Annotated in this window: 8 protein-coding genes, 1 tRNA gene and 3 rRNA genes; 3 read left to right on the top strand and 9 right to left on the bottom strand. The window is 55.2% G+C overall.

The window, feature by feature from the left end:
* Window positions 1-103: 103 nt before the first annotated feature.
* Window positions 104-3,787 (bottom strand): methionine synthase, encoded by a 3,684-nt coding sequence (metH, locus tag BJF97_RS01455; RefSeq protein WP_025107717.1) that lies wholly within the window; start codon window positions 3,785-3,787, stop codon window positions 104-106.
* A gap of 196 nt (window positions 3,788-3,983) precedes the next feature.
* On the opposite strand from metH, the gene iclR reads away from it, so the two are divergent.
* Both iclR and BJF97_RS01445 read left to right on the top strand, forming a co-directional pair.
* Entirely contained in the window at window positions 3,984-4,811 is an 828-nt protein-coding gene (gene iclR / locus BJF97_RS01450) for a glyoxylate bypass operon transcriptional repressor IclR (RefSeq protein WP_004097706.1), read from the top strand.
* Window positions 4,812-4,820: 9 nt separating this feature from the next.
* Window positions 4,821-5,225 (top strand): ASCH domain-containing protein, encoded by a 405-nt coding sequence (locus BJF97_RS01445; RefSeq protein WP_089046458.1) that lies wholly within the window; start codon window positions 4,821-4,823, stop codon window positions 5,223-5,225.
* A 13-nt stretch (window positions 5,226-5,238) separates the two neighbouring features.
* Here the strand turns inward: BJF97_RS01445 and aceK are convergent, their stop codons facing one another.
* The 4 genes from aceK to metA all read right to left on the bottom strand — a co-directional run bounded on the left by aceK (window position 5,239) and on the right by metA (window position 11,161).
* Window positions 5,239-6,981, bottom strand: coding sequence for a bifunctional isocitrate dehydrogenase kinase/phosphatase (gene aceK, locus BJF97_RS01440; RefSeq protein ID WP_032695065.1), 1,743 nt, complete (start codon window positions 6,979-6,981; stop codon window positions 5,239-5,241).
* Between the two features lie 53 nt (window positions 6,982-7,034).
* Entirely contained in the window at window positions 7,035-8,339 is a 1,305-nt protein-coding gene (gene aceA / locus BJF97_RS01435; RefSeq protein ID WP_014837113.1) for an isocitrate lyase, read from the bottom strand.
* A 31-nt stretch (window positions 8,340-8,370) separates the two neighbouring features.
* Complete coding sequence (gene aceB, locus BJF97_RS01430) at window positions 8,371-9,972, bottom strand: malate synthase A (RefSeq protein ID WP_032695064.1); 1,602 nt, start codon at window positions 9,970-9,972, stop codon at window positions 8,371-8,373.
* A 259-nt stretch (window positions 9,973-10,231) separates the two neighbouring features.
* On the bottom strand, window positions 10,232-11,161 hold the full coding sequence (gene metA, locus BJF97_RS01425; RefSeq protein WP_004109666.1) for a homoserine O-acetyltransferase MetA: 930 nt from the start codon (window positions 11,159-11,161) through the stop codon (window positions 10,232-10,234).
* A 156-nt stretch (window positions 11,162-11,317) separates the two neighbouring features.
* Between metA and BJF97_RS01420 the strand changes: the two genes are divergently transcribed.
* Entirely contained in the window at window positions 11,318-11,755 is a 438-nt protein-coding gene (locus BJF97_RS01420) for an acetyltransferase (protein ID WP_009651731.1), read from the top strand.
* Between the two features lie 98 nt (window positions 11,756-11,853).
* On the opposite strand, the gene rrf is transcribed toward BJF97_RS01420, so the two are convergent.
* The 4 genes from rrf to BJF97_RS01400 form a co-directional block, all read right to left on the bottom strand.
* Window positions 11,854-11,969, bottom strand: a 5S ribosomal RNA gene (gene rrf, locus BJF97_RS01415).
* A gap of 194 nt (window positions 11,970-12,163) precedes the next feature.
* Window positions 12,164-15,063: ribosomal RNA gene (locus tag BJF97_RS01410) — 23S ribosomal RNA — on the bottom strand.
* Between the two features lie 189 nt (window positions 15,064-15,252).
* Window positions 15,253-15,326: transfer RNA gene (locus BJF97_RS01405), tRNA-Glu, on the bottom strand.
* A gap of 87 nt (window positions 15,327-15,413) precedes the next feature.
* Window positions 15,414-16,953 (bottom strand): 16S ribosomal RNA (locus BJF97_RS01400).
* Together the 16S, 23S and 5S rRNA genes with 1 tRNA gene alongside form the textbook arrangement of a ribosomal RNA operon.
* Between the last annotated feature and the right edge of the window lie 462 nt (window positions 16,954-17,415).

Below are 17,415 nucleotides of genomic sequence, written 5' to 3'. Positions count from 1 at the left end.
ACGATCGCAAGCTTCCTTCAGTATAAGGGTTTACGCACAATAAAGAGACAGGGCGCTCGTTGAGCGCCCTGTTAGTTGTAAGGAAAGATAACGGTTTGGTGGATCAGTCGGCATCGTAACCGAGGTTCGGCGCCAGCCAGCGCTCCACTTCCGCTACGCTCATCCCCTTACGCAACGCATAGTCTTCCACCTGGTCCCGCTGAATTTGCGCTACCGCGAAGTATTTGCTGTCCGGATGGCTGAAGTACCAGCCGGAAACCGACGCGCCGGGCCACATGGCAAAAGATTCCGTCAGCTTCATGCCGGTGCGTTTTTCCACCTCCAGCAGTTCCCAGATCGTCGCCTTTTCGGTGTGCTCCGGGCAGGCCGGATAGCCCGGCGCCGGGCGAATTCCCTGGTAGTTCTCGCGGATCAGCTCCTCGTTGCTGAGGTTTTCGTTCGCCGCATAACCCCAGTAAACCTTACGCACCCGCTCATGCAGATACTCGGCAAAGGCTTCCGCCAGGCGGTCGGCAATCGCCTTCACCATAATCTTGTTGTAGTCATCGTGCTGCGCTTCGTAGGCGTCGGCCAGCGCGTCTTCCTCAAGGCCGCCGGTCACCGCAAAGGCGCCGATATAGTCCGCCTTCCCCGACAGCTTCGGCGCGACAAAATCCGCCAGGCAGTAGTTGGCAAAGCCGACTTTCTCCGTCTGCTGGCGCAGATGATGCCCCACCGTCAGCACGTGAGTCCGGGTTTCATCGCGATAGATTTCAACATCGTCGCCGACGCGGTTAGCCGGGAACAGCCCCACCACGCCGCGCGGATTCAGGGCCTTCCCGGCGCTGAGCTTATCCAGCAGTTCGTTGGCGTCTTTGAACAGGCGCTGCGCCTCTTCGCCGACCACTTCATCTTCCAGAATGCGCGGATACTTACCGGCCAGCGACCAGGTCATAAAAAACGGCGTCCAGTCGATATAGTTACGCAGGGTTTCGATACTGGCCTCAACCTCATGCACGCCCAGACGATGGGCCACCGGCGGGGTGTAGCTTGCCCAGTCAAAGGCCAGGTCGTTATCGCGCGCGGCCTCCAGCGTGACCGGCGGGGTGCGCGGCTTTTTACGCCCGTGCTGAATACGTACCGTTTCGTACTCTTTGCGGGTACGGGCGACAAAATCATCGCGCTGGCTATCGGACAGCAGCGCGGCGACCACGCCAACGGTGCGCGAGGCGTTCTGCACGTAGACCGTCGGCCCGCTGTAGTTCTGCTCGATTTTCACCGCCGTGTGCGCTTTCGAGGTGGTTGCGCCGCCAATCAGCAGCGGAATAGTAAAGCCCTGACGCTCCATCTCCTTCGCCACGTTGACCATCTCATCCAGCGACGGCGTAATCAGCCCGGAGAGGCCAATCAGGTCGGCGTTAACCTCGCGGGCGGTTTTCAGGATTTTATCCGCAGGCACCATCACGCCAAGATCGACGATTTCGTAGTTGTTACACTGCAGCACCACGCCGACAATATTCTTGCCGATGTCGTGAACGTCACCCTTCACGGTGGCGATGACCATCTTGCCGTTGCTGGAACCTTTCTCTTTGCTGGCCTCAATATAAGGTTCGAGGTAGGCCACCGCCTGCTTCATGACGCGGGCGGATTTCACCACCTGCGGCAGGAACATTTTCCCTTCACCGAACAGGTCGCCGACCACGTTCATGCCGTCCATCAGCGGCCCTTCGATAACCTCAATCGGACGCGCGGCCTGCTGGCGGGCTTCTTCGGTATCGAGCTCGATAAATTCGGTAATGCCTTTAACCAGCGAGTATTCGAGGCGTTTTTTGACGTCCCAGCTGCGCCATTCCGCCTGCTGAGCGTTAGCGGTATCGTCGGTTTTGCTGCCGCGATACTTTTCCGCCAGATCGAGCAGACGTTCAGTGCCGTCATCGCGGCGGTTCAGAATCACATCTTCAACCGCATCGCGCAGCTCGGCGGGAAGGTCGTCGTAAATCGCCAGCTGGCCGGCGTTAACGATGCCCATGTCCATGCCGTTGCGGATAGCGTAGTAGAGGAATACCGCGTGAATCGCCTCGCGCACCGGGTCGTTGCCGCGGAAGGAGAACGACACGTTAGAGACGCCGCCGGAGATCAGCGCGTGCGGCAGTTCGCGTTTGATATCTTCGCAGGCGCCGATAAAGTCCTGGGCATAGTTGTTGTGCTCTTCAATCCCGGTCGCCACGGCGAAAATATTCGGGTCAAAGATGATATCTTCCGGCGGGAAGCCCACCTCTTCGGTGAGAATTTTGTACGCCCGGCGGCAAATTTCAATTTTCCGCTCGCGGGTATCGGCCTGGCCCACTTCATCAAAGGCCATCACCACGACGGCGGCCCCGTAGCGGCGCACCTTTTTCGCATGCTGGATAAACGGCTCAACGCCCTCTTTCATCGAGATGGAGTTAACGATGCCTTTACCCTGAATACACTTCAGGCCCTTTTCGATGACCTCCCATTTGGAGGAGTCGATCATAATCGGCACGCGGGCGATATCCGGCTCACCGGCGATCAGGTTGAGGAAACGCGTCATTGCCGCTTCGGCGTCGAGCATCCCCTCATCCATATTGATATCGATAATCTGCGCGCCGCTTTCCACCTGCTGGCGCGCCACATCCAGCGCTTCGTTATATTTTTCTTCTTTAATCAGGCGCTTGAATTTCGCCGAGCCGGTAACGTTGGTGCGTTCGCCGACGTTCACAAACAGGCTGTCATCGCCGATATTCAGCGGCTCAAGGCCGGAAAGACGACAGGCGACGGGGATTTCCGGCAGCTGGCGCGGCGGCAGGCCGGCCACCGCGCGGCTCATGGCGGCGATATGTTCCGGCGTGGTACCGCAGCAGCCGCCGACAATATTCAGGAATCCGGCCTCAGCCCATTCGCGAATTTGCGCCGCCATCGTGTCGGCGTCGAGGTCGTATTCGCCAAAGGCGTTCGGCAGACCGGCGTTCGGGTGGGCGGTAACGTAGCATTCGGCGATACGCGACAGCTCCTGCACGTACTGACGCAGCTCATCCGGCCCCAGGGCGCAGTTGAGGCCAAACGTCAGCGCATCGGCGTGGCGCAGCGAGTTATAAAAGGCTTCGGTGGTCTGGCCGGACAGCGTGCGCCCGGAGGCATCGGTGATGGTGCCGGAGATCATAATCGGCAGATCGACCCCCAGCGCTTCAAACTCCTCTTTAACCGCAAAAATCGCCGCTTTGGCGTTGAGGGTATCGAACACAGTCTCAATCAGAATCAGATCCGCCCCGCCTTCCACCAGCGCTTTGGTGGATTCACGGTAGGCTTCCACCAGCCCGTCAAAGGTGATGTTGCGGAAGGCCGGGTCGTTGACGTCGGGAGAAATGGACGCAGTGCGGTTAGTCGGGCCGAGGACCCCTGCGACGTAGCGCGGTTTTTCCGGCGTGCGTGCGGTCCAGGCATCGGCGCTGGCGCGGGCCAGTTTCGCCGCCACAAAGTTGATTTCCGCCGACAGGGATTCCATCTGGTAATCCGCCATCGCGATGGTCGTCGAGTTAAAGGTGTTGGTTTCAATGATATCCGCCCCGGCCGCAAAATAGGCATCGTGGATAGCGGTTATCACATCCGGCTTGCTGAGAACCAGCAGGTCGTTGTTGCCCTTCAGGTCGCACGGCCAGTCGGCAAAGCGCTCGCCGCGAAAGTCCTGCTCACTCAGACGGTAGCTCTGGATCATGGTGCCCATGCCCCCATCCAGAACCAAAATACGTGCTTTTAACTGCTGATGCAGTTGCTCAACTTTGCTGCTCACACTCGCTCCCGACAACGCTCAACCAGACCGAAAAAACTCAACAGACCATACTGGCACAAACCGAAGGGGTGGAAAAGAGAACAGCGGGCAAGATGAGACATGTTCAGCTTCACTCATCCGATCAGTCGGGTAGTGATTGCATTATCGCCAAATAAAACGAAAATCATTTCCACGATACAGAAAAAAGGAGTTCGCGATGGCGACCCCCGCTCCCGCAAAACGCGGCAGAAAACCTGCCTCCCCCGCCGCCGCTCCGGCCGGCGGGCAAGTTCAGTCCCTGACCCGCGGACTGAAGCTGCTCGAATGGATTGCTGAATCCCACGGCAGCGTGGCGCTGACCGAACTGGCCCAGCAGGCCGGCCTGCCTAACTCCACGACTCACCGCCTGCTGACGACCATGCAGCAGCTGGGTTTTGTTCGTCAGGTCGGTGAGCTGGGCCACTGGTCGGTGGGCGCCCATGCTTTCGTCGTCGGCAGCAGCTTCCTGCAAAGCCGTAATCTGTTGGCGATCGTCCATCCGATTTTGCGTCAGCTGATGGAAGATTCCGGTGAAACGGTTAACCTCGCGGTGCTTGACCAGAGCGATCATCAGGCGATTATTATCGATCAGGTGCAGTGTACGCAGCTGATGCGTATGTCGGCACCGATTGGCGGTAAGCTGCCGATGCACGCTTCCGGCGCCGGAAAGGCGTTTCTGTCGCAGCTAAGCGAAGAGCAGGTTACCGGCCTGCTGCACCGTCAAGGTCTGCACGCTTATACCCATGCCACCCTGGTATCACCGGTACATCTGAAAGAGGACCTGGCCCAGACGCGTAAGCGCGGCTACTCGTTTGATGACGAAGAACACGCGCTGGGCCTGCGCTGCGTAGCGTCGTGCATTTATGATGAACATCGTGAGCCGTTCGCCGCCATCTCCATTTCCGGGCCCATTTCCCGTATTACCGATGACCGCGTGACCGAGTTCGGCGCGATGGTGATTAAGGCGGCGAAAGAAGTGACGCTGGCCTACGGCGGAGTGCGCTAAATGAGCGATCTGAAATCCTACTGGCAGGATAAATACCCTTCTGCTTTCTGCTGGTCTTTCGGCGATTCACCGGCGCTGGCCGACGAGCTGGCTGCCCTGGTTATCGCCGGGAAGAAGCGCGGCACCTGCGGCTCGCTTACCAGCTATCAGCAGGAGCAGCCGCCCGTGACGCCGGGGGCGTATCACATTGTGCTGGACGGCAAAGGGAAAGCCGTCTGCGTGATACGCACCCTGACCCTCAGGCTCATTCGTTTTAACGAAATGAGCCCTGAGCTCGCCGCGCTGGAGGGCGAAGGTGATTTGAGCCTCGCTTACTGGCAATCGGCGCATCAGGCATTCTTTGAACGCGAAGGCACCTGGGCGCCGGATATGGAGCTGGTGTACGAAGAATTTGCCGTTATCGAAGCAGCCTGAAGCAGGCCATCGGCTATCCCGCCTGCTTCAGGTCGCCGTAGCGCACGCTAAAACGCTGACGGCGGCGATAGGCGTAGACGTCTTCCACGTGGCCGTTGCGGATACGCGTTTGCAGCTCCCGCCAGTAGTCGGCGCGCAGCAGGTCGGCGTGCATCTCTTCAAATAGCGGTCCGATGCGCGGGTCAGCGCACAGCCAGTGGCGAAACTCTTCCGGGAAAACATCGCCAGGCGAGACGCTATACCAGGGCTCGCTGGCGAGTTCATCCTCCGGGTAGCGCGCCGGCGGGATCTCGCGGAAATTCACCTCCGTCATATAGCAAATTTCATCGTAATCGTAGAACACCACCCGGCCGTGACGCGTGACGCCAAAGTTTTTAAATAGCATATCGCCGGGGAAAATGTTGGCGGCGGCCAGCTGACGAATGGCGTTGCCGTACTCCTCTACCGCATCGCGCAGCGCCGGACCGTCCACCTGCTCCAGCCAGATATTCAGCGGCACCATCCGCCGCTCGATATAAAGATGGCTGATCGCAATCCGATCGCCGAGATCGGTAATTTTCGCTCCGGCTTCGGTTTGTAACAGGGCCATTAGTTCGGGCGCAATTTGCCGTTTCTCCAGGACGAAGTTCTCAAACTCCTGGGTATCGGCCATCCTTCCCACGCGGTCGTGCTCTTTGACCAGCTGATAGCAGGCGCGCACGTGGGCGGCGGTCATCTCTTTCTGCGGCGCAAAGCGGTCCTTGATGACTTTAAATACCCGATCAAATCCCGGCAAAGTAAACACCAGCATCACCATGCCGCGAATCCCCGGCGCTTCAATAAATTGCTCATCGCTGCGGGAAATATAGTGCAGGTATTCCCGATAGCTCTCGGTTTTCGCATGCTTCTGGCAGCCAATCGCCATGTACAGTTCAGCGGTGGTTTTCCCCGGGAGAATCTCGCGCAGCCACTCGACCAGCGCGCCGGGTAGCGGCGCGTAAACCATAAAATAGGAGCGGGCGAAGCCAAAAACGATGCTGGCTTCGGCATGCGTCGTCAGACAGGCATCGACAAACAATTCGCCTTCATCGGTGCGATGGATTGGCAGAAGAAAAGGCAGCGTCGCCATCGGCGTAACCAGTTTGCCTACCAGCCAGGCCGCCTTATTGCGGTAAAACAGTTCATTCGCCACCTGCAGGTGCGAGCGGGAAAGCAGCTCGCTGCCGAGCGCCTCCTGCAGGCAAGCGGTGATATAACCGATATCGCGCGCGCTGTTTTGCCACGGCAGACGGAGAGGAAGATCGGATAACACTTTGCGTAATAGCGTGTCCCAGCCGCGCTCGGGGAAGAAATCTTTGGCCAGCGGGCGCGGGATGGCGCGTAAGCGCCGCTCTGGTTGAGAGCTGAAAATAAAAAGCCGCTCGGGAGTCAGCGAGCGGTGGTCAAACAACCGGCAATAAACGGAATTGAAAAAGCTCTCCGCAATTTCGAAACGAGGGTAATCCGGCAGCAGGTGGGTATAGTGTTCTTTTACCCGCAGCAAAAAATCGGTATCGGTATTTTTACCATCGGTAATGCAGCGCAGCTGCTCGACGACCAGGCCGACATGGTGATCGTAGAGATGAATACGCTGCTTCATCGCCTGCTGGACGGCATGCCAGTCAGCCTGTTCAAAGCGCTGCTGGGCGCCGGAAGTCACTTCAAGAAAACGACCGTACTGGGCGTCAAAACCCTGCAAAATAGTTTGAGCAATCAATAATTCCAGGCCACGCGTCATCTCTTCCCCCTCACCCATCCCTCTCCCCCGGAGAGAGGGAGAGGGGGAAATTATCAGAACTGATCTTCTTCTGTAGAGCCGGTTAACGCCGTGACTGATGAGGCTCCGCCCTGGATAATGGTGGTGACCTTATCGAAGTAGCCGGTGCCGACCTCCTGCTGATGAGAGACAAAGGTGTAGCCATCTTTAGCCGCCGCGAACTCCGGCTGCTGGACCTTCTCAACGTAGTGCTTCATCCCCTCGCCCTGGGCGTAGGCGTGGGCCAGGTCGAACATGTTGAACCACATGCTGTGAATACCGGCCAGGGTGATGAACTGATACTTGTAGCCCATATCCGACAGCTGCTGCTGGAAGCTGGCAATGGTTTTATCATCCAGCTTTTTCTGCCAGTTAAACGACGGCGAGCAGTTGTAGGCCAGCAGTTTGCCGGGATATTTCGCGTGGATCGCGTCGGCAAAGCGCTTCGCCAGCTCAAGGTCCGGGGTAGAGGTCTCACACCACACCAGGTCGGCATAGGGCGCGTAGGCCAGCCCGCGGCTGATGGCCTGTTCGATACCGGCATGGGTACGGAAGAAACCTTCGCTGGTACGGTCGCCGGTAATGAACTGGCGATCGTAAGGATCGCAGTCTGAGGTAATTAAATCCGCCGCATCGGCGTCAGTGCGAGCGATCACCAGCGTCGGCACACCCATGACGTCCGCCGCCAGACGCGCGGCGACCAGTTTCTGAATCGCCTCTTGCGTGGGAACCAGCACTTTGCCGCCCATATGGCCGCATTTTTTCACCGATGCCAGCTGGTCTTCGAAGTGTACGGCCGCTGCACCGGCCTCAATCATCGATTTCATCAGCTCAAACGCATTAAGCACGCCGCCAAACCCCGCTTCCGCATCGGCGACGATCGGCAGGAAATAATCGGTATAACGCGGATCGTTCGGCTCAATGCCCGCAGACCACTGGATCTGATCCGCGCGGCGGAAGCTGTTGTTGATCCGATCGACCACGGCCGGTACCGAGTTCGCCGGATAGAGCGATTGATCCGGATACATGCTGGAGGCCAGGTTGGCGTCCGCTGCGACCTGCCAGCCGGAAAGATAAATCGCTTCAATGCCCGCTTTCGCCTGCTGCAGCGCCTGACCGCCGGTCAGCGCGCCCAGGCTGTTGACGTAGCCTTTTTTCGCTTCCCCGTGCAGCAGTCGCCACATCTTTGCCGCGCCCAGCTGCGCCAGAGTACATTCCGGGTTGACCGAGCCGCGCAGCTTCACCACATCTTCGGCGCTGTATGGGCGAGTAATGCCTTCCCAGCGCGGATTCGTCCAATCTTTGTTTAATTCTTCGATTTGTTGGGTACGGGTTTTCATGTGCAGATGCTCCATATTGTTGTGTGGTGAATTAGGCCAGAAGGCGGTAGCCCGGCAGGGTTAAGAAATCGATCAGCTCGTCGGAGGTGGTGATCTGTTCCATCAGGCGCGCGGCCTCGTCAAAACGTCCGCTGCTGTAGCGGTGTTCGCCCAGTTCGTCCTGAATCACCCGCATCTCTTCAGCCAGCCACTGGCGGAACAGCGCTTTGGTAACCGGTGTGCCGTTACTGAGGGTTTTCTCATGGTGGATCCATTGCCAGATAGAGGTACGGGAGATTTCCGCCGTCGCCGCATCTTCCATCAGGCCATAAATCGGTACGCAGCCGTTGCCGGAAATCCACGCCTCGATATACTGCACCGCCACGCGAATGTTGGCGCGCATGCCCTCTTCGGTTCGTTCGCCCTCGCAGGGGGCCAGCAGCTGTTCAGCGGTAATCGGCGCATCGTCTTCGCGGGTAACGGACAGCTGATTTTTGTTCTCGCCCAGTTCGCCGTTAAAGACGGCCATCGCGGTGTCAGCCAGCCCGGGATGCGCGATCCAGGTACCGTCATGACCGTTATTCGCCTCCAGCGATTTGTCCGCTTTTACCTTGTTCAGCACCTGGTTGTTTAGCTCGGCATCTTTGCTCGGAATAAAGGCCGCCATGCCGCCCATCGCAAACGCGCCGCGCCTGTGGCAGGTCTTAATCAACAATCGCGAGTAGGCGCTGAGGAAAGGCTTGTCCATCGTCACCACCTGACGGTCCGGCAGAACGCGATCCGGATGATTCTTCAGCGTTTTGATATAGCTGAAGATGTAGTCCCAGCGCCCGCAGTTCAGACCCACAATATGGTCGCGCAGGGCGTGCAGAATTTCGTCCATCTGGAATACGGCGGGCAGCGTTTCGATCAGCAGCGTGGCTTTGATGGTGCCGCGCGGCAGCTCAAAACGGTCTTCCGTAAAGCTAAATACTTCACTCCACCACGCGGCTTCCTGCCAGGCCTGAGTCTTCGGCAGATAGAAATAGGGGCCGCTGCCTTTTTCCAGTAACGCTTTGTAGTTGTGGAAGAAATAGAGGGCGAAGTCGAACAGACTGCCGGGAATCGCTTCCCTGCGCCACGTCACGTGTTTTTCCGGCAGATGCAGACCGCGCACGCGGCAGATCAGCAGCGCCGGGTTCGGCTTCAGCTGATAAATCTTGCCGGCTTCATTGGTGTAGCTGATGGTGCCGTTAACCGCATCGCGCAGGTTAATTTGCCCATCAATGACTTTGCTCCATTCGGGCGCCAGTGAGTCTTCGAAATCCGCCATAAAGACTTTTACATTCGCATTGAGCGCATTGATGACCATCTTGCGCTCTACCGGACCGGTAATTTCTACCCGCCGATCCTGCAAATCGTCCGGGATACCGCGGATCGTCCAATCACCGTTGCGAATGGAAGCTGTTTCCGAAATAAAATCTGGAAGCTTACCGTTATCAATTGCCTGCTGCTGCTGGATACGCGCGGCCAGGAGTTTATTGCGCTCAGGCGTAAAGCGGCGCACCAGCTCGGTCAGAAATTCTACGGCCTCAGGCGTTAAGATTTGCTTCTCCTGGTCGCCATATGGCTGGCTAAAAGCCAGTTCGTCAGTGATTGTCGCCTGCTGCGTCATGTGCTGCTCCTCTTGGTTGATCCAGTTGGCGCGAACGTAAGATCGTTGTGTAGTTTTCGTTCAGCACAATTAAGACTACGCATTTATTTTTCAAAATCAAAAACAATTTCCATTTTTAATTTAATTATCATTTAACCTATTGATAACAATATAAATAAAGTTTAATTACAATATGAGCTGCGTTTCGGAAATAAAAAAGGCACCCGAAGGTGCCAGAGGCAAAATGCTGAAACGCTTTAGGATCGCGTTGTGTAGAAGATTAATCCAGAGTCGGATTCATATGGCGTAGATCGTATGGCGTGATCTGGTAGACGTAATAATTCAGCCAGTTGATAAACAGCAAATTGCCATGGCTTCGCCAGGTGGCGCGCGGTTTGTTCTGCGGATCGTTCTGCGGGAAATAATTATGTGGAACCTGCGGATCGAGACCCGCTTCCACATCGCGGAAGAACTCGCTGGCCAGGGTGTTCGCGTCATATTCCGGGTGACCGGTCACGAAGGCGATGCGCTTATCTTTGCTGGCAAACAGGTAGGCGTCCCCTTCTTCCGTCTCCGCCAGGATCTCGAGGTCGGTGTAGTCGCGTATCAGCGCCGCCGGGAAATCGGCATAGCGCGAGTGCGGGGCCAGAAAGCTATCGTCAAAGCCGCGGGTTAACAAGGCATGAGGTTGCAGGATATGGTGTTCGTAGACCCCGGAAATCTTCTCAGAGCGGGTCTGTTTAGGGATACCGTAGAGGATATTGAGGGCTGCCTGTACCGCCCAACAGACAAACAGCGTTGAGGTAACATGATCTTTAGCCCATTCCAGCACCTGTTTTATCTGCGGCCAGTAGGCAACGTCATTAAATTCAACCAAACCTAAAGGTGCACCGGTAACAATCAGGCCATCAAAGTTCTGATCGCAAATATCTTCAAAGTTGCAGTAGAAGTTGTTCAGGTGTTCCGCCGGCGTATTACGTGATTCGCGGGCATCGATGCGCAGCAGCTGGATATCAAGCTGCAGAGGAGAGTTGGAAAGCAGTCGCAAAAACTGATTCTCAGTCTCGATTTTCTTCGGCATCAGATTAAGGATGAGCACCTTCAGCGGGCGGATTTCCTGAGTCGTCGCGCGAGTTGTCGTCATCACAAAGACGTTTTCATTACGCAAGAAATTGACGGCCGGTAGCTCGTCCTGCACCCGAATTGGCATAACTTTATTACCTCATAGCATACGTATAAACGTTTAGACATCCAGACAGCTGAAGATACCCAGGAATAAGGTGAATGTCGAGCCTGCAGGTGCAGGGTGAGAAAATTTCACGGAGACATTTGAGTTAGAATATAAGAACAAAGAAAAGGAGCAAATATGGTTATTAGTATCCGCCGTTCACGGCATGATGAAGGGAAAAAACTGATTGCGATCTGGCGTCGGTCGGTCGATGCAACGCACGATTTTTTATCAAAAGAGTATAGAGCGGAACTGGAAGATCTGGTGAGCGCGTTTTTACCCGAAGCGCCGCTGTGGGTCGCGGTGACGGAGAAAGACGAGCCGGTCGCCTTTATGCTACTTACGGGGGAACATATGGATGCGCTATTCGTTGACCCTACGGTCCGCGGCTGCGGCGTGGGTAAGCTGTTGATTGAACACGCGCTGACGTTAGCGCCCAAACTGACGACCAACGTTAATGAGCAGAATGAACAAGCGGTCGGATTTTATAAGAAGATGGGCTTTAAGGTGACAGGCCGTTCTGAGACGGACGATCTTGGAAAACCCTATCCGTTATTGAATTTGGTACATGAGTAATGAAGTAAGACTGGATAAGGGTAACCGATGTCCGGTCGGTTCAGACGACAAAAACGCAAAAAGCCCATCCGTCAGGATGGGCTCTTCACTTGTTTGATGCCTGGCAGTTCCCTACTCTCACATGGGGAGACCCCACACTACCATCGGCGCTACGGCGTTTCACTTCTGAGTTCGGCATGGGGTCAGGTGGGACCACCGCGCTAGTGCCGCCAGGCAAATTCTGTTGTCAGAAACGAATCTTTTACACCGATGCTGCGTTGGCTGCATTCGTAAAGTCAGTCACATACTACAGTATGCTCCTTCCTTTACTTCATTTGCCGCCTTGCCTCAGCGTAAAATCTTTCGTTCCCGAAAATCTGTAATCTAAGCTGAAAATCTCTCAATCCGCCAAAACATCTTCGGCGTTGTAAGGTTAAGCCTCACGGTTCATTAGTACCGGTTAGCTCAACGCATCGCTGCGCTTACACACCCGGCCTATCAACGTCGTCGTCTTCAACGTTCCTTCAGGACCCTTAAAGGGTCAGGGAGAACTCATCTCGGGGCAAGTTTCGTGCTTAGATGCTTTCAGCACTTATCTCTTCCGCATTTAGCTACCGGGCAATGCCATTGGCATGACAACCCGAACACCAGTGATGCGTCCACTCCGGTCCTCTCGTACTAGGAGCAGCCCCCTCAATTCTCCAGCGCCCACGGCAGATAGGGACCGAACTGTCTCACGACGTTCTAAACCCAGCTCGCGTACCACTTTAAATGGCGAACAGCCATACCCTTGGGACCTACTTCAGCCCCAGGATGTGATGAGCCGACATCGAGGTGCCAAACACCGCCGTCGATATGAACTCTTGGGCGGTATCAGCCTGTTATCCCGGAGTACCTTTTATCCGTTGAGCGATGGCCCTTCCATTCAGAACCACCGGATCACTATGACCTGCTTTCGCACCTGCTCGCGCCGTCACGCTCGCAGTCAAGCCAGCTTATGCCATTGCACTAACCTCCTGATGTCCGACCAGGATTAGCTGACCTTCGTGCTCCTCCGTTACTCTTTAGGAGGAGACCGCCCCAGTCAAACTACCCACCAGACACTGTCCGCAACCCGGATTACGGGCCCACGTTAGAACACCAGCCATTAAAGGGTGGTATTTCAAGGATGGCTCCATGCAGACTGGCGTCCACACTTCAAAGCCTCCCACCTATCCTACACATCAAGGACCAGTGTTCAGTGTCAAGCTATAGTAAAGGTTCACGGGGTCTTTCCGTCTTGCCGCGGGTACACTGCATCTTCACAGCGAGTTCAATTTCACTGAGTCTCGGGTGGAGACAGCCTGGCCATCATTACGCCATTCGTGCAGGTCGGAACTTACCCGACAAGGAATTTCGCTACCTTAGGACCGTTATAGTTACGGCCGCCGTTTACCGGGGCTTCGATCAAGAGCTTCTCCGTGAGGATAACCCCATCAATTAACCTTCCGGCACCGGGCAGGCGTCACACCGTATACGTCCACTTTCGTGTTTGCACAGTGCTGTGTTTTTAATAAACAGTTGCAGCCAGCTGGTATCTTCGACTGATTTCAGCTCCACGAGCAAGTCGCTTCACCTACCATCAGCGTGCCTTCTCCCGAAGTTACGGCACCATTTTGCCTAGTTCCTTCACCCGAGTTCTCTCAAGCGCCTTGGTATTCTCTACCTGACCACCTGTGTCGGTTTGGGGTACGATTTGATGTTACCTGATGCTTAGAGGCTTTTCCTGGAAGCAGGGCATTTGTCACTTCAGCACCGTAGTGCCTCGTCATCACACCTCAGCGTTAGTGACGTTCCGGATTTACCTGGAACATCCGCCTACATGCTTAAACCGGGACAACCGTCGCCCGGCCAACATAGCCTTCTCCGTCCCCCTTCGCAGTAACACCGAGTACAGGAATATTAACCTGTTTCCCATCGACTACGCCTTTCGGCCTCGCCTTAGGGGTCGACTCACCCTGCCCCGATTAACGTTGGACAGGAACCCTTGGTCTTCCGGCGTGCGGGTTTTTCACCCGCATTATCGTTACTTATGTCAGCATTCGCACTTCTGATACCTCCAGCAACCCTCACAGGCCACCTTCAACGGCTTACAGAACGCTCCCCTACCCAACAACACATAGTGTCGCTGCCGCAGCTTCGGTGCATGGTTTAGCCCCGTTACATCTTCCGCGCAGGCCGACTCGACCAGTGAGCTATTACGCTTTCTTTAAATGATGGCTGCTTCTAAGCCAACATCCTGGCTGTCTGGGCCTTCCCACATCGTTTCCCACTTAACCATGACTTTGGGACCTTAGCTGGCGGTCTGGGTTGTTTCCCTCTTCACGACGGACGTTAGCACCCGCCGTGTGTCTCCCGTGATAACATTCTTCGGTATTCGTAGTTTGCATCGGGTTGGTAAGTCGGGATGACCCCCTAGCCGAAACAGTGCTCTACCCCGAAGATGAGTTCACGAGGCGCTACCTAAATAGCTTTCGGGGAGAACCAGCTATCTCCCGGTTTGATTGGCCTTTCACCCCCAGCCACAAGTCATCCGCTAATTTTTCAACATTAGTCGGTTCGGTCCTCCAGTTAGTGTTACCCAACCTTCAACCTGCCCATGGCTAGATCACCGGGTTTCGGGTCTATACCCTGCAACTTAACGCCCAGTTAAGACTCGGTTTCCCTGCGGCTCCCCTATACGGTTAACCTTGCTACAGAATATAAGTCGCTGACCCATTATACAAAAGGTACGCAGTCACCCAACCAGTGGGCTCCTACTGCTTGTACGTACACGGTTTCAGGTTCTTTTTCACTCCCCTCGCCGGGGTTCTTTTCGCCTTTCCCTCACGGTACTGGTTCACTATCGGTCAGTCAGGAGTATTTAGCCTTGGAGGATGGTCCCCCATATTCAGACAGGATACCACGTGTCCCGCCCTACTCTTCGAGTTCACAACCTGTGTGTTTTAGTGTACGGGAGTATCACCCTGTACCCTGCGACTTTCCAGACGCTTCCACTAACACACAAGCTGATTCAGACTCCGGGCTGCTCCCCGTTCGCTCGCCGCTACTGGGGGAATCTCGGTTGATTTCTTTTCCTCGGGGTACTTAGATGTTTCAGTTCCCCCGGTTCGCCTCGTTAACCTATGTATTCAGTTAACGATAGTGCAACGAATTGCACTGGGTTTCCCCATTCGGACATCGCCGGCTGTAACGGTTCATATCACTTACCGACGCTTTTCGCAGATTAGCACGTCCTTCATCGCCTCTGACTGCCAGGGCATCCACCGTGTACGCTTAGTCGCTTAACCTCACAACCCGAAGATGTTTCGTAAAACATCATCGTGTCGCGAAAATTTGAGAGACTCGAACACACATTAACTGTGTGTCGTTTCAATTTTCAGCTTGATCCAGATTTTAAAGAGCAAATATCTCAAACGTCACCCGAAGATGAGTTTTGAGATATCGGTTGGTTGTGCCTTTCACTCACAGCCAGCAAGTGGCGTCCCTAGGGGATTCGAACCCCTGTTGCCGCCGTGAAAGGGCGGAGTCCTAACCGCTAGACGAAGGGGACACGAGGTGTCGCGACTTCGCAGCCGTCTTGCTTCTTTACATCTATCAGACAATCTGTGTGAGCACTACAAAGGCAGGTTCTTTAAGGTAAGGAGGTGATCCAACCGCAGGTTCCCCTACGGTTACCTTGTTACGACTTCACCCCAGTCATGAATCACAAAGTGGTAAGCGCCCTCCCGAAGGTTAAGCTACCTACTTCTTTTGCAACCCACTCCCATGGTGTGACGGGCGGTGTGTACAAGGCCCGGGAACGTATTCACCGTGGCATTCTGATCCACGATTACTAGCGATTCCGACTTCATGGAGTCGAGTTGCAGACTCCAATCCGGACTACGACATACTTTATGAGGTCCGCTTGCTCTCGCGAGGTCGCTTCTCTTTGTATATGCCATTGTAGCACGTGTGTAGCCCTACTCGTAAGGGCCATGATGACTTGACGTCATCCCCACCTTCCTCCAGTTTATCACTGGCAGTCTCCTTTGAGTTCCCGGCCGGACCGCTGGCAACAAAGGATAAGGGTTGCGCTCGTTGCGGGACTTAACCCAACATTTCACAACACGAGCTGACGACAGCCATGCAGCACCTGTCTCAGAGTTCCCGAAGGCACCAAAGCATCTCTGCTAAGTTCTCTGGATGTCAAGAGTAGGTAAGGTTCTTCGCGTTGCATCGAATTAAACCACATGCTCCACCGCTTGTGCGGGCCCCCGTCAATTCATTTGAGTTTTAACCTTGCGGCCGTACTCCCCAGGCGGTCGACTTAACGCGTTAGCTCCGGAAGCCACTCCTCAAGGGAACAACCTCCAAGTCGACATCGTTTACAGCGTGGACTACCAGGGTATCTAATCCTGTTTGCTCCCCACGCTTTCGCACCTGAGCGTCAGTCTTTGTCCAGGGGGCCGCCTTCGCCACCGGTATTCCTCCAGATCTCTACGCATTTCACCGCTACACCTGGAATTCTACCCCCCTCTACAAGACTCCAGCCTGCCAGTTTCGAATGCAGTTCCCAGGTTGAGCCCGGGGATTTCACATCCGACTTGACAGACCGCCTGCGTGCGCTTTACGCCCAGTAATTCCGATTAACGCTTGCACCCTCCGTATTACCGCGGCTGCTGGCACGGAGTTAGCCGGTGCTTCTTCTGCGGGTAACGTCAATTGCTGAGGTTATTAATCTCAACACCTTCCTCCCCGCTGAAAGTACTTTACAACCCGAAGGCCTTCTTCATACACGCGGCATGGCTGCATCAGGCTTGCGCCCATTGTGCAATATTCCCCACTGCTGCCTCCCGTAGGAGTCTGGACCGTGTCTCAGTTCCAGTGTGGCTGGTCATCCTCTCAGACCAGCTAGGGATCGTCGCCTAGGTGAGCCGTTACCCCACCTACCAGCTAATCCCATCTGGGCACATCTGATGGCAAGAGGCCCGAAGGTCCCCCTCTTTGGTCTTGCGACGTTATGCGGTATTAGCTACCGTTTCCAGTAGTTATCCCCCTCCATCAGGCAGTTTCCCAGACATTACTCACCCGTCCGCCACTCGTCACCCGAGAGCAAGCTCTCTGTGCTACCGTTCGACTTGCATGTGTTAGGCCTGCCGCCAGCGTTCAATCTGAGCCATGATCAAACTCTTCAATTTAAGTTTGATGCTCGTAGAATTAAACTTCGTAATGAATTACGTGTTCACTCTTTGAGACTTGGTATTCATTTTTCGTCTTGCGACGTTAAGAATCCATGTCACTTTGAGTGCCCACACAGATTGTCTGATAAATTGTTAAAGAGCAGTGCAACGCGGCTTTCGCTCACCGTTACGAGGTGGCGTATATTACGCTTTCCTCTTTCAGAGTCAACCCGTTATTTCAGGATTTTTTCTCTTCAACCGACCCGGTTGTTTGTGAAGTGATTCACATCTGCCGTGTCGATGGAGGCGCATTATAGGGAGTTCCCGAGCATCCGCAATAGTAAAATTGCAGAAAAATGACTGACTGCTGCATTCCCCAGCAAAACCCCGCTTTATACCCTGTTACGCACAGAATTATCCACAGGTGGCGGCCGATACCCTCTCATAAAGGCCCGCTCTCTTCTCTCTATAGGGCGCGAT

The sequence above is a fragment of the Klebsiella sp. LTGPAF-6F genome (assembly GCF_001753185.1).
In the GTDB taxonomy this organism is placed as follows: domain Bacteria; phylum Pseudomonadota; class Gammaproteobacteria; order Enterobacterales; family Enterobacteriaceae; genus Klebsiella; species Klebsiella michiganensis.
The sequence above is the reverse complement of the archived record's forward strand: the minus strand, read 5'-3'. Positions and strand labels throughout refer to the sequence as shown.